This window comes from Rhizobium sp. WSM1328 (genome assembly GCF_057653715.1).
Map to the genome: position 1 here is coordinate 3,267,109 of NZ_CM172788.1, position 12,715 is coordinate 3,279,823.

Annotated in this window: 11 protein-coding genes; 6 read left to right on the plus strand and 5 right to left on the minus strand. The window is 62.0% G+C overall.

From position 1 onward, the window contains the following. Positions 1-184: 184 nt before the first annotated feature. Together AC2444_RS16575 and preA are read left to right on the plus strand one after the other, a co-directional pair. Positions 185-1,546, plus strand: coding sequence for an NAD(P)-dependent oxidoreductase (locus AC2444_RS16575; protein WP_012758658.1), 1,362 nt, complete (start codon positions 185-187; stop codon positions 1,544-1,546). A 15-nt stretch (positions 1,547-1,561) separates the two neighbouring features. After that, the gene (gene preA / locus AC2444_RS16580) at positions 1,562-2,875 is read left to right on the plus strand and encodes an NAD-dependent dihydropyrimidine dehydrogenase subunit PreA (protein WP_012758659.1); all 1,314 of its coding nucleotides are present in this window, start codon (positions 1,562-1,564) and stop codon (positions 2,873-2,875) included. Between the two features lie 107 nt (positions 2,876-2,982). On the opposite strand, the gene prfH is transcribed toward preA, so the two are convergent. The 3 genes from prfH to ftrA form a co-directional block, all read right to left on the minus strand. Further along, positions 2,983-3,597 carry a peptide chain release factor H gene (gene prfH / locus AC2444_RS16585; protein WP_012758660.1) on the minus strand — a complete coding sequence of 205 codons (615 nt, stop codon included), beginning with the start codon at positions 3,595-3,597 and terminating at the stop codon, positions 2,983-2,985. Then, complete coding sequence (locus tag AC2444_RS16590) at positions 3,584-4,774, minus strand: RNA ligase RtcB family protein (RefSeq protein WP_032996693.1); 1,191 nt, start codon at positions 4,772-4,774, stop codon at positions 3,584-3,586. Before AC2444_RS16590 ends, prfH begins: the two co-directional genes overlap by 14 nt. Before the next feature lie 231 nt (positions 4,775-5,005). Continuing rightward, positions 5,006-6,007 carry a transcriptional regulator FtrA gene (gene ftrA, locus AC2444_RS16595; protein WP_012758662.1) on the minus strand — a complete coding sequence of 334 codons (1,002 nt, stop codon included), beginning with the start codon at positions 6,005-6,007 and terminating at the stop codon, positions 5,006-5,008. A gap of 67 nt (positions 6,008-6,074) precedes the next feature. On the opposite strand from ftrA, the gene AC2444_RS16600 reads away from it, so the two are divergent. After that, positions 6,075-6,485: a rhodanese-like domain-containing protein gene (locus AC2444_RS16600; protein WP_012758663.1), complete on the plus strand. Its 411-nt coding sequence runs from the start codon at positions 6,075-6,077 to the stop codon at positions 6,483-6,485. A gap of 57 nt (positions 6,486-6,542) precedes the next feature. On the opposite strand, the gene AC2444_RS16605 is transcribed toward AC2444_RS16600, so the two are convergent. Beyond that, the gene (locus tag AC2444_RS16605) at positions 6,543-7,565 is read right to left on the minus strand and encodes a zinc-dependent alcohol dehydrogenase family protein (protein ID WP_012758664.1); all 1,023 of its coding nucleotides are present in this window, start codon (positions 7,563-7,565) and stop codon (positions 6,543-6,545) included. A 101-nt stretch (positions 7,566-7,666) separates the two neighbouring features. Here AC2444_RS16605 and AC2444_RS16610 point away from each other — a divergent pair, with 101 nt between their 5' ends. From AC2444_RS16610 to AC2444_RS16620, 3 genes are all read left to right on the plus strand, one after another. Next, on the plus strand, positions 7,667-8,566 hold the full coding sequence (locus tag AC2444_RS16610) for a LysR family transcriptional regulator (RefSeq protein WP_012758665.1): 900 nt from the start codon (positions 7,667-7,669) through the stop codon (positions 8,564-8,566). A gap of 138 nt (positions 8,567-8,704) precedes the next feature. Then, a complete protein-coding gene (locus AC2444_RS16615; protein ID WP_012758666.1) occupies positions 8,705-9,241 on the plus strand; it encodes a biliverdin-producing heme oxygenase in 537 nt (178 codons plus the stop codon). Next, positions 9,238-11,805, plus strand: a complete 2,568-nt coding sequence (locus tag AC2444_RS16620) for an HWE histidine kinase domain-containing protein (RefSeq protein ID WP_012758667.1) — start codon at positions 9,238-9,240, stop codon at positions 11,803-11,805. Before AC2444_RS16615 ends, AC2444_RS16620 begins: the two co-directional genes overlap by 4 nt. A gap of 5 nt (positions 11,806-11,810) precedes the next feature. Here the strand turns inward: AC2444_RS16620 and AC2444_RS16625 are convergent, their stop codons facing one another. Then, on the minus strand, positions 11,811-12,488 hold the full coding sequence (locus AC2444_RS16625) for a TetR family transcriptional regulator C-terminal domain-containing protein (protein ID WP_012758668.1): 678 nt from the start codon (positions 12,486-12,488) through the stop codon (positions 11,811-11,813). Positions 12,489-12,715 lie beyond the last annotated feature (227 nt).

A 12,715-nucleotide genomic window follows, 5' to 3' on the forward strand; every position in this document is an offset into this window, starting at 1 on the left:
GCCCTTCCTTCATCGCGCGCTCAGCCGTTTCACTGATATAGAGCGATTAATTTCTTCCAGCAAAAACAGTGGATTACTTGCGAGACAGCAAGACAAAATCGTCAAAATTTTACCGTTTGATAAATTTTTAAACCTGAGTTACGCTTTCCCTCACAGGCCGTTTACCAATAATGAGGGAACTTCAATGGAACGACTGGAAACGGGGATTCATGCCGGCCGGCTTTCGCCCACCGAGTATGAGGCTAATTTTTCCGATCTTCATCCGCGCCTCGACAATCATGAGGCGCTGGTCGCCGCTGACCGCTGTTATTTCTGTTACGACGCGCCATGCATGACGGCCTGTCCCACCTCGATCGACATTCCGCTGTTCATCCGCCAGATTTCGACCGGCAATCCGATCGGCTCGGCAAAGACGATCTTCGACCAGAACATCCTTGGCGGCATGTGCGCCCGCGTCTGTCCCACCGAAGAACTCTGCGAACAGGCCTGTGTGCGCAACACGGCTGAAGAGCGGCCGGTCGAGATCGGCGGCCTGCAGCGTTATGCGACCGATGCCGCCATGCAGGCCGGCCGGCAGTTCTATGCCAGAGCCGAACCGACCGGAAAGACGATCGCCGTTGTCGGCGCCGGCCCGGCCGGCCTTGCCGCTGCCCATCGACTGGCCGTAAACGGCCATTCCGTCGTCATCTATGATGCCAGGGAAAAGTCCGGTGGCCTCAACGAATACGGCATCGCCACCTACAAGACGGTCGACGATTTCGCCCAGAAGGAAGTCGACTACGTCCTCGCGATCGGCGGCATCGAGGTCCGGCACGGTGAGCGTCTCGGCCGCGACTTCTCGCTTTCCGATCTGCAGGCGCAATATGACGGCGTCTTCCTCGGTATCGGCCTTGCCGGCGTCAACGCGCTACGCATCGAGGGCGAGAACCTTGCAGGCGTCGACGACGCCGTCGATTTCATCGCCGCCCTCCGCCAGGCCGAAGACAAGAGCGACATCGCCATCGGCCGCCGCGTCGTCGTCCTTGGCGGCGGCATGACGGCGATCGACGCTGCCGTGCAGGCAAAGCTGCTCGGCGCCGAGGAGGTGACGATCTGTTACCGCCGTGGCAAGGAACACATGAACGCGTCGGAATTCGAGCAGGATCTGGCAAGCTCCAAGGGCGTCATCATCCGCCACTGGCTGGCGCCGAAATCGATCCTGTCGCAGGACGGCAAAGTCGCCGCTATCGAGGTGGAATATACAAGGATTGTCGAAGGCCGCCTGGTCGGCACCGGCGAAACCGGTGTGATTGCCGCCGACCAGATTTTCAAGGCGATCGGTCAGAGCTTTGACGCTTCTGGTCTCGGTTCGCTGCGCATGGAATCCGGCCGCATCGCTGTCGATGGCGAAGGCCATACCTCGCTCGACGGCGTCTGGGCCGGCGGCGACTGCGTCTTCGGCGGCGACGATCTCACGGTTTCCGCCGTCGCCCATGGCCGCGATGCGGCTGAATCCATCCATCGTGCCCTCACCGCAGCAGCCGCTCCGGCTGTCGCGGTCGCTTGAAGGGGAGAATGAACAATGGCTGATCTCCGCAATAATTTCGTCGGCATCAAGTCCCCCAACCCGTTCTGGCTGGCGTCTGCGCCGCCGACCGACAAGGCCTACAATGTCGAGCGCGCCTTCAAGGCCGGCTGGGGCGGCGTGGTCTGGAAGACACTCGGCGAGGAAGGCCCACCCGTCGTCAACGTCAACGGCCCGCGCTACGGTGCGATCTGGGGCGCCGACCGCCGCCTGCTCGGTCTGAACAACATCGAGCTCATCACCGACCGCGACCTCTACACCAACCTGCGAGAGATGAAGCAGGTGAAGATGAACTGGCCGGACCGGGCGCTGATCGCCTCGATCATGGTACCCTGCGAGGAAGAGGCCTGGAAGGCGATCCTGCCCTTGGTCGAAGAGACCGGCGCCGACGGTATCGAGCTCAATTTCGGCTGTCCGCACGGCATGTCGGAGCGCGGCATGGGCTCGGCGGTCGGCCAGGTGCCTGAGTATATCGAGATGGTCGTGCGCTGGTGCAAGCAGTACACCCGCATGCCCGTCATCACCAAGCTGACGCCCAACATTAGCGATATCCGCCGCCCCGCCCGCGCCGCCAAGGCCGGCGGCACCGATGCCGTCTCGCTGATCAACACGATCAATTCGATCGTCTCCGTCGATCTCGACAACTTCGCCCCCAACCCGACGGTCGGCGGCAAGGGCAGCCATGGCGGTTATTGCGGCCCGGCGGTAAAGCCGATCGCGCTCAACATGGTGGCCGAGATCGCCCGCGATCCGGAAACCTACGGCCTGCCGATCTCGGGCATCGGCGGCATCACCACCTGGCGCGACGCGGCCGAATTCCTCGTGCTCGGCTCCGGCAACGTCCAGGTCTGCACGGCGGCGATGACCTACGGCTTCAAGATCGTCCAGGAGATGATCACTGGCCTCTCCGACTGGATGGACGAAAAGGGCCACCGCAGCCTCGACGACATTACCGGCCGCGCCGTGCCCAACGTCACCGACTGGCAATATCTCAACCTCAACTACATCGCCAAGGCGAAGATCGACCAGGACGCCTGCATCAAATGCGGCCGCTGCTACATCGCCTGCGAGGATACCTCGCACCAGGCGATCACCAACTTCGTCGATGGCGCTCGCCATTTCGAGGTGGTGGACGAGGAATGCGTCGGCTGCAATCTCTGCGTCAGCGTCTGCCCGGTCGAGAACTGCATCACCATGGAGCAGCTTCCCGCCGGCGCCCTCGACAAGCGCACCGGCCGCGTGGTCGATCCGAACTATGCCAACTGGACCACGCACCCGAACAACCCGATGGCCCGGCAGGCGGCGGAGTAGGGATCTGCAACGCCGCGGAAAGACGCGGCATGTCGTGACCTGTGAAAACGGCGCCCTTCGCGGAAGGACGCCGTTTGCTGTTTGTGGTCAGTCCATGCGATTGCGGATCACAGCTTGAAACTCTTGACTTCGTTGCCTCTCTCGATGGTTCGGTTGGCGATGAAGCGCCCGGATTTGGCCGCCTCCTGCTTCTCCACTTCGAGATGGCGCAGCATTGCCTCCAGACGCCGGAGCGCCAGGGCCTTGTTGCGATGCTGGGAACGCTCATCGCGCGCGGTCGCGACAAGACCCGTAGGCCGATGCAGGACGCGAACCGCACTGTCGGTCGTATTCTGGTGCTGCCCGCCCGGTCCGCCGGCTCTCAGCGTCTCGAAACGCAGGTCGGCTGGATCAATCGTCACCTCGCCGCCTTCCGGTTTTGTATCGATACGCTGAACCGAGACATACCAGTTCTGCCGTTTGTGACCCGGACGCACCTGGCTCTTGAAGGTAAAACGGATCGTCCCGCAATAGTCATTGGCAATCTGCTCCGCCTCGAAACCATTGAGGCTGACGATTGCCGACTTTGCACCGTGCTGATCCGGCATCGGGCCAAGATTGGTTTCGAAAGAGCACCCGAGCCGTACAGCCTCCCGCTCGAGAATGCCGAGAAGCGCCGCCAGCGCCATGCGGCATTCCACCGGGCCGTTGCCTGCGGTAATGAGAAGATCAATAGCGCTCATGGCCACGTCCTCCTTCCCTGCGATATTCAGGTTTTCGCCGGCGCTGCTCAACTTCCGCTTCATCAACCGCCTTCTTGAAGGTGACAAGCGGCCGAAAGCTGGCAAGCCTCACGACCAGGCTCTCATTTTCCAGATCGGTCACCACCTGCCCGGCATCCTTGTATGCGGATGCCGCCTCCTCGACGACAAGGGAGCGATCGTCGCAGATGGCGATACCGCCCCAGGAATTGCGCAACAGCTGTTCTCGTTCGGAGCGATTGCGGCCGACACGCCCGTGCATGGTGGCGCGGTCATATTTGCGACCGGCCCCGTGAGAGATGCCATCCAGCGAACGGGCAACGCCAGCGCTCGGACGAACCACATAACTGAGGCTCGCTCGAGATCCCGCAATCGGCGCAAGTTTGCCCGATACGACCGCTGCCGCACCCTTGTAGTGCACAAACCCACGATCGGACGGGCGAATGAGATTGTGCGGCACGTCGGCGATGAGACGCAGATCGACATGAAGCGCTGCGGCCGCCCGTTCTGCGATCAGTCGTCGGTTCAACGATGCCCAGGCAACGCACTGGTCATGGCGCATAAGCCAGGCGGTGCCGGCCTCAGAACCGGAAGCAAGACCGGCTGCGAGCCCCGAATGAGCGGCCACCATCTCCGAGAATATGGTGGCACCAAGAGAGCGCGAACCGGAATGAACCAGCAGATAGAGCCCCTGATCATCGAGTCCCTCGGCAGATCCGCCTTCGGCGAGATCCTCCACAGCCTGCAACTCGCAGAAATGATTGCCGCCGCCGATCGTGCCAAGCGCACCGGGTGTCAGATCGGTGGACAGACCTGCCTCCGCGAGAAGTTCCGCGGCATCTCCGATCGCCTGCGTTTCAAACCGGCGAAGCCGTTCCGCCGCCCTGTCGATCTTCAGTTTGCGCAACGGAAGATCCAGGCCGAAGAGCGACATGCCGCAACCGATATCATTGCCGATCAACAGCGGGTGCAGCCGGGACGACAACAATGCCACGCCAGTCGCACCATATTTTCCGGGGTGCAGATCTGGAAAGGCGGCGATTTCCATAACACCCGGCAGGCGGGACATTTCGTCAAGTTGGTCTAAAGCGGCGCCTTCGATCCAGGCGCTACCGGAAAAGAAACGATTGATGACCGCCGGATGTGCCGACGACGTCATCGGGGAGCTTTCGCTCCCAATGAAATTGCCCATGATAATGAACCTGGATATGAGTGGTCTTTCATCGCCAAAACGGCGATGTTCAACCGGCATTCATCGGCCCGTTGGCCGAGTTAAGCCGAAACCCTCTCGGGGCGTGCTGAGATATTCGTCATCGTGGCGCTCCCTTTCCAGAAACATCGAGAGCGCCCACTTAGGTGAAATGGCAAGGAAATGCAAGCATGGGATGCTCTAACCGCCGAATGACTTCCGATAGGCATGCGGGCTCGTCCCCAGTCGCCTGCGAAAGTGATGCCGCATGGTCGCCAGTGTTCCAAAGCCGCTGGCGGCGGCGATGTCATCGAGCGAAACAGCAAGTTCCTTCTCCAGCAGATCGCGAGCATGGCGCAGCCTCTCCTTCAGCAGCCATTCGCCGACGCTGAGGCCCGTCGTCGCTTCGAAGCGCCGCTGGAAGGTGCGCATGCTCATGCCGGCTCTTTTCGCAAGCAGGCTGATCGGCTGGTCCTCGGAAAAGCTTTCGCGCATCCATTCGATCAGCGGCCCGAGGCGGATGCCCTCGCGTTCCTCGGGAACCGGCGCGTGAATGAACTGCGCCTGTCCGCCTTCGCGGTGCGGCGGCACGACGAGGCGGCGGGCGACGCTGTTTGCGGCCTCCGAACCGAAGTCGCCGCGCACCACATGCAGGCAGAGATCGATGCCGGCAGCACTGCCCGCCGCCGTCAGCAGGCTGCCCTCGTCCATGTAGAGAACGTCGGCATCGACTGCGATATCGGGATAACGCGCGGCGATCGAGGCGACATAACGCCAATGTGTCGTCGCCCTGCGGTTGGCAAGCAGCCCCGATCCGGCAAGAACCGCAACACCCGAGCAGAGCGACATGACGCGCGCGCCGCGCTGATGCGCTGCCCTGAGCGCTGCGGCGAGAGGTTCCGGCACCGGCGCATCGATTGCCCGCCAGCCGGGCACGACAATCAGGTCCGCCTCATCAAGCACTTCCAGTCCGTTGTCGACTGCGACCGTCAGCCCTCCCGCTGCGCGAAGCGGACCCGGTTCGATACCGCAGACCGAGAAGCGATACCAACCTTCGCCCATCTCAGGGCGTGGCAGGCCGAAGACCTCGTAGGCGATGCCGAATTCGAAGGTGCAGAGCCCGTCATAGGCAAGCGCGGCGACCAGCGGTCCTTTTGTCTGCTGCGGCGATGAGTTTGGCATGATCTTTACGCTGTCGGTCATGATGGCCAATTTCGTAAAGCTCTAGCATCGGCGATACCAGGCGGCAACTTCAGAAAAAGGAAGACCGATGCTAAGCCCCGTTTCCCAAATACCTGCTGCAGCTCCGGATGCCGCTGTCGCTCACTTTGCCGCCAAGCTTGCCTTCGAAACCGATTGCTCCGACGTGCATGCCGCCTTTGCGGCCGGCAAAGTCGATTTCGTTCTCCTCGATGTGCGCTCGCCGCAGCTCTTCGCAGAATCCCATATTCCAGGAGCGATCAACCTGCCGCACGGCAAGATGACGGCACACCGCATGTCGACATGGGCAAGCGATACGCTGTTCGTCGTCTATTGCGCCGGCCCGCATTGCAACGGCGCCGACAAGGCTGCCTTCCGCCTCGCCAGTCTTGGCCTCCAGGCCAAGCTGTTGATCGGCGGCATGACCGGCTGGGCCGATGAAGGCTTCGCCTTCGAACAGGGCGTCCCCGCTGCCGCCTGATCGGCCTCCCGTCTCCCCCTTACAATTATACGGCGGGGAGACGGGAATTCGCCGCCGTCAGAACTCGACGACCACCTTGCCGAAGGGCCCGCGATAGAGATGATCGAGCGCCTCAGGGAATTCGTTGAAGGCATAACGCTTGTCGATCACAGGCTTCAGCCCGGTCTGGTCGATTGCCCGCACGAGGTCTTCCAGCGCACGGCGATGGCCGACGGATATGCCCTGCACAACCGGCGCCTTGAGCAGCAGCGGGCCGGCCGGGCCGGAAACCTCGAAACCCTCGAGCACGCCGATCACGGAAATGCGGCCATTGATCGCCACCGCCTTCAGCGCCTGGCCGAGATGCGGGCCGCCGACGATCTCAAGCACGTGATCGGCGCCATAGCCGCCGGTCAACTGATAGAGTTGCTCAACCCAGTCGCCCTCATGGCGGTTGATCGCGTGATCGGCGCCGAGGGCAACGGCGCGGCCGAGCTTCTCGGCACTACCTGATGTGATGAAGACCTCCGCGCCATGCGCCTTGGCGATCTGCAGACCGAAGAGCGCCACACCGCCGGTGCCTTGCACCAGAACCTTGTCGCCGGCCTTCAGACCGCCGCGTTCGATCAGCGCGAACCAGGCAGTCAGCCCGGCGCAGGGTAAGGTGCTCGCCTGCGCCGCGTCGAGCGTGTCAGGTGCACGCGAATACCATTCTTCGGAAAGCACGGTGTATTGCGAGAGGACGCCGGGATAGAAGCCGCCGCGCGTCTTGTAAGGTGGCGTGCGCGCATCGCCCAAGCCGCGTCCGTCGATCCAGTCGGGCGAAAACGTCGAGATGACACGATCGCCCGGCTTGAAACGGCTGACCTCGGGTCCGACTGCCTCGACGACTCCTGCCATATCGGAAGCGGGCACGAAGGGAAATTGCAGCGGCAACCCCATGCCGCTCTCCAGCACCAGCCGGTCGCGGAAATTGAGCGAGACGGCTTCCGTCCGGACCAGAACCCTGTTTCCCGAAACCGGTTCGAGCCTCCGCTCGCCGATCGTCAGCTGGCGCTCCGGTCCAACCGCGTCGATCTGCCATTGCCGTGTCGTCTGCATTGTCTTGCTCCTTGTTCATTGCAGGGAGGACAAGGATATCGTTGAATATTTCGCACCAGTTGCGATATTAATTCTCCCAAATGGTTCCAAAGAGGAAACAAATGGAACGGCTGAAGGGTATCTCGATCTTTGTCGAAGCCGTCGAGGCAGGTGGCTTTTCGGCTGCCGCCGAGCGGCTCCATCTCACGCGTTCGGCGGTCGGCAAGACGATCGCACGTCTGGAGCAGCGTCTCGGCGTGCGCCTCTTCAACCGCACGACACGCATGCAGAGCCTTACCGAGGAAGGCCGCTTCTTCTACGAGCGCTGCCTGCGGGCGGTCGAGGAAATCCGCCTCGGGGAAGCCATGCTGGAATCCGGCCGGCGTGACGTGCGCGGCCGGCTGCGCATCTCGATGCCCGTGCTTTTCGGCCGCCACTGCATCGCGCCGACCCTCGCACGCCTGCTCGATGAACATCCGAACCTCGAACTCGACCTTTCCTTCAACGACCGTATCGTCGACCTGCTCGAAGACGGCTTCGATCTTGTCATTCGCAACGGGCCGTTGAAGGACAATCCGGATCTGATGGCCCGGGCGATCGCCCGCCAGCGCATGACCGTCTGCGCATCGCCCGCCTATCTGGAAAAACATGGCGAGCCGCAAACGGTGTTCGATATTCCGCGGCATGAAGGCATCGTCTACAGGCGGGGCGATGACGACAAGGGTTGGATATTTCCGACTGCGGCCGATCCCGGGCGGCGGCTGGTGCCAAAGGCGCGACTGCGGCTCGACGACCTCGCTTCGATTTCCGATGCGGCCGTCGCCGGACGCGGTCTTGCCTGGCTGCCATGCTGGCTGGTCCGCGAGGAGGTGCTGGCAGGCCGGCTCATTCAGGTATTGAAGCAGGAACCGGCCAATGTCTTCGATGCCCATGCCGTGTGGCTGCGCTCCCCGGTCATGCTGCCGAAGGTGCGGCTCGCGATCGATACGCTCGCCGCCAGACTGCCGGCAATGATGGGCTGAAGCGCTCGCCGCGCCTGCGAGCGACGAGAAACCTATGTTATTCTTCGGCTTTCTCTGGAAATAACGCGATACCGCAGTATATCCGCTCATTCACCGTCCGTTGTGGGCGGCCGCCATATCACTCGGAAAAACGCCAGCATGTCACTTCGCAGCGCCCTCCGCGCACAAACTGCAGATTGCCACACCGCGGTGGACACTCTCTTCGGCAGTTTCGACCTCTCACGCATCCAGGATTACAAGGCTTTCTTGCGCGCGCATGCCCGGGTCGTACCATCAGTCGAACATGCGCTTGAGAATGGAGGAATCGGCCGTCTGCTGCCGGACTGGCCGGAACGAAGGCGGGCGCATCTATTGGCTGCCGACATCCGGGAACTCGATGATCGATTGCCGGTGCTGCTGCCGCAACCGGTATTGCGCTGCGAAGCAGCGGTCTGGGGCGCCGCCTATGTCCTTGAAGGCTCCAAGCTCGGCGGCGCGCTGCTCGCCAAGGCCGTGCCCGACCACTTGCCCAGCAGCTATCTGAGCCCGCAAGGCCCGAAGGGCGCCATACGGCTTTTCATGGATCGTCTCGACGCGAGCGAGGTGGACGATCCGGGTGCGGCTGTCGCCGCAGCCCGCGATGTCTTCGATCTCTTCCTCAAAGCGGGGCAAGTCGAATTGGAAGCCGTCCCATGAACGGCACGCACGAACCGGTCGATCTCACCAATTGCGACCGTGAGCCGATCCACCAGCTCGGCTCCGTCCAGCCCTTCGGCTTTCTATTGGCCGCATCCTCAGACTGGATTGTCATGCGCGCCTCCGCAAATCTGGCGGAGTTTATCGGAGTGACAGAGGCCAACGCGATCGGCCGTCCTGTTCTCTCTCTGATTACACCCGAAGCACTCCACACAATCCGCAACAAGCTTACCACGTTGCGCGGTTCGGACGTCGTCGAGCGCATTTTCGGCATTGCTCTGACGTCCGATCAAAACAGGTTCGACCTTGCCGTGCACCTGAACGGAGGTCAGGTCATCATCGAAGGCGAGCGCTGCCAGGAAGACAGGCACGACGCCGCGTCACTCTCGATGCGCAGCATGATGTCCCGCCTCGATCACACGGAAACACTGGAAGCTTTCTTCCGTGAGGGTGCAAGACAAGCGCGGGCGCTTACCGGTTTCGATCGGGTCATGGTCTATCGTTTCGACGAAAGCGGTTCCGGCGAAGTCGTGGCGGAAGCCGCCCGGGCCGGCATCGGATCGTTCCTCGGGCTGCACTACCCGGCTTCCGACATTCCGGTACAGGCGCGCGCGCTTTATCAGCGCAACCTGTTCCGTATCATTGCTGATGTCGACGCCGTCCCGGTCCCGATCCTGCCGCCGCTCGATGAGCACGGCCGGCCGCTCGACCTCTCCATGTCGGTCTTGCGTTCGGTCTCGCCGATCCACATCGAATATTTGAAAAACATGGGCGTTGGCGCTTCGCTCTCCATATCGATCGTTGTCGACGGTAGGCTCTGGGGCCTGTTTGCCTGCCATCACTACGGCCCGCGTCTGCCTTCGGCCCAAAGCCGCTCCACTGCCGAACTCTTCGGCCAGATGTTTGCGTCGCGCCTTGAAAGCCGCGAACGGCGACTGGCTCTCGACTACGAGACCAAGGCGCGCCGCATTGCCGACCGGCTTCTCACCTCCGTCGCAGACAATGCGAGCCTGCTCGACGATCCGGCCTGGCTGATCGAGGCGCTCGCCGACGCCATTCCTGCCGACGGGATCGGCGTCTGGATCAACGGCCGGCTGGCACTTGCCGGTAACGGGCCGAATGAGAGAGGCTTCGCAGCCCTCGTCCGCCACCTCAACCGCAACGCCGCCGGCCGCATCTATGCCGTGGACAGGCTCGCGGAAACCTATCTGGATCTTGAGGTCGACGATGCTGTAGCAGGCATGCTCGCCATTCCGATCTCGCGTTCGCCGCGCGATTATGTGGTGCTTTTCCGTCAGGAATTAGTGCGCACAGTTCGCTGGGGCGGCGATCCGTACAAGCCGGTGGAATACGGTCCGAATGGCCCGCGGCTGACGCCGCGCAAGAGTTTCGAAGCCTGGTCGGAACTGGTGCGCGGCCGCTCCCTCCCCTTCACCGAGGCCGAGCGCCGTGTCGCCGAAACGATCCGCGTCACATTGATCGAGGTGGTGTTGCGCCTCACCGACGAGGTCAGTATGGCGCGCCAGACGGCAAACGAGCGCCAGGAACTGCTGATTGCCGAGCTGAACCACCGCGTCCGCAACATATTGAGCCTTATCACCGGTATCATCCGGCAGTCGCAGGCAACGTCGGTCGGCCTTGGCGACTACATCCGCCAGCTCGAGGGCCGCATCCAGTCGCTCGCCCGCGCCCATGACCAGATCACCCGCGATCACTGGGCGCCTGCTTCGCTCCGGCAATTGCTGCTGGCAGAGACCGCCGCCTATCTCGGGAAAAATGCGCAACGCATCCAGATGGGCGGCGAGGATGTACTGCTGGAACCGCACGCCTTTTCCACCGCCGCCCTTGTCTTCCACGAGCTGATGACCAACAGCGCCAAATATGGCAGCCTTTCCGGCACCGGCAGCGGCACGGTCCAACTTGGCTGGCACCGCGACGACGAGGGCAATCTGCGCATTGGCTGGCGCGAAAAGCATGGTCCGCCCGTCATCGAACCCACCCGCCATGGCTTCGGTTCGACGATCATCCGCCGCTCGATCCCCTATGACCTCGGCGGCAAGGCGGAGGTCCGCTACCTCAGGGATGGGCTCGAGGCCGATTTCTGCATTCCGGCGCGACATGTCGTCGGCCCGACCAGCGAACGGTCAAATCCGGTTCCGATCGGAGCAACCGAACCCAAGACCAATCCCGACGATCAACCGCTTTCCGGCCTGAACGTGCTGCTGGTGGAAAACAATCTGATCATCGCCATGGATGGGGAGGATATCCTGCGCCGCCTGGGCGCCGACGTCGCAACGGCACCAAGTGTCACTGAGGCGATGGAAATCCTGGCCGGCCAGTCCTTCGATCTGGCGCTTCTCGATGTCAATCTTGGCGATGAGACGAGTTTCGGGATTGCCGACCGGCTGGCAGCTGATGGCGTGCCCTTCGTTTTTGCCACGGGGTATGGGGAAGGCATCGCCCAGGCAAACAGCCACTCGGATGCACCCGTGCTGCAGAAGCCTTATACGATGGAAGGCGTGACGGATATTCTTGCCCGGGTACAGCTTCGCAGGAGCGGGTAAAACCCTCACCCTCCGAGAGGATCCGGTCGCAGCCCGCCGATGAAGAGCTGTTCCAGAAACCGCGCCGCATCCTCGAAACGCCCTTCGCCCGAATGTTCCTGCCCCAGCACCGCGCGCACCTGGACGTCGAAATCCGCGTAATGCTGCGTCGTCGACCAGATGGAGAAGATCAGGTGATAGGGATCGCATTTGACGATCTTGCCTGACTTCGCCCAGGTGCGGATGACCTCCGCCTTCTCGTCGACCAATTCCTTCAGCGGTCCCTTCAGCTCGTCCTCGATATGCGGCGCGCCCTGCAGCACCTCGTTGGCGAAAAGCCGGCTCTCGCGAGGAAAATCGCGTGCCATCTCCAGCTTGCGGCGGATGTAGCTGCGGATTTCCGCCTCCGGATTGCCTTCGGCGTCGAAGGCCCGCAGCGGCTCCAGCCAGGTGTAGAGCACCCGGTCGATCAGCGCCCGGTGCATGGCTTCCTTGGTGCGGAAATAATAGAGCAGGTTGGGTTTCGACATGCCGGCCACTTCGGCAATCTGGTCGATGGTCGAACCGCGAAAGCCGCTTGCCGAAAACACATCGAGCGCGGCTTCCAGGATCTGCTCTTCCTTCTCTTCCTGGATTCGCGTCCGCCTCAGGGTTTTCGCTGCTCTCGGTATGGTCACAGGCTGTCGTTTCCCCTTGAAATTCAACTTCTTCGCTCAAGTTTTGGTTGGGGACGACCCTCGCCGCTTCCTTGAGCAACTACCCGCATTTTTATCGGCGATTTTCGTGATTTTCGTCTTGAGCCCGGCGGTGGAAGTTGTAATGTTTACCAATCGGTCAAATTATCCGTCAGATGTAAAACAAAGGCAACTGGCGATTTTCCGGCGCTCGACAAAACCAATAAGGGGGCGCAGGAACGGACCACGGGAACAGG

Excerpts from the sequence above, each read along its gene's own strand:
- AC2444_RS16600 (WP_012758663.1), top strand. The coding sequence starts at position 6,075 with ATGCTAAGCCCCGTTTCCCAAATACCTGCTGCAGCTCCGGATGCCGCT.
- AC2444_RS16605 (WP_012758664.1), bottom strand. The coding sequence starts at position 7,565 with ATGCAGACGACACGGCAATGGCAGATCGACGCGGTTGGACCGGAGCGC.
- AC2444_RS16610 (WP_012758665.1), top strand. The coding sequence starts at position 7,667 with ATGGAACGGCTGAAGGGTATCTCGATCTTTGTCGAAGCCGTCGAGGCA.
- prfH (WP_012758660.1), bottom strand. The coding sequence starts at position 3,597 with ATGAGCGCTATTGATCTTCTCATTACCGCAGGCAACGGCCCGGTGGAA.
- AC2444_RS16620 (WP_012758667.1), top strand. The coding sequence starts at position 9,238 with ATGAACGGCACGCACGAACCGGTCGATCTCACCAATTGCGACCGTGAG.
- preA (WP_012758659.1), top strand. The coding sequence starts at position 1,562 with ATGGCTGATCTCCGCAATAATTTCGTCGGCATCAAGTCCCCCAACCCG.
- AC2444_RS16575 (WP_012758658.1), top strand. The coding sequence starts at position 185 with ATGGAACGACTGGAAACGGGGATTCATGCCGGCCGGCTTTCGCCCACC.
- AC2444_RS16615 (WP_012758666.1), top strand. The coding sequence starts at position 8,705 with ATGTCACTTCGCAGCGCCCTCCGCGCACAAACTGCAGATTGCCACACC.
- AC2444_RS16590 (WP_032996693.1), bottom strand. The coding sequence starts at position 4,774 with ATGACGTCGTCGGCACATCCGGCGGTCATCAATCGTTTCTTTTCCGGT.
- ftrA (WP_012758662.1), bottom strand. The coding sequence starts at position 6,007 with ATGACCGACAGCGTAAAGATCATGCCAAACTCATCGCCGCAGCAGACA.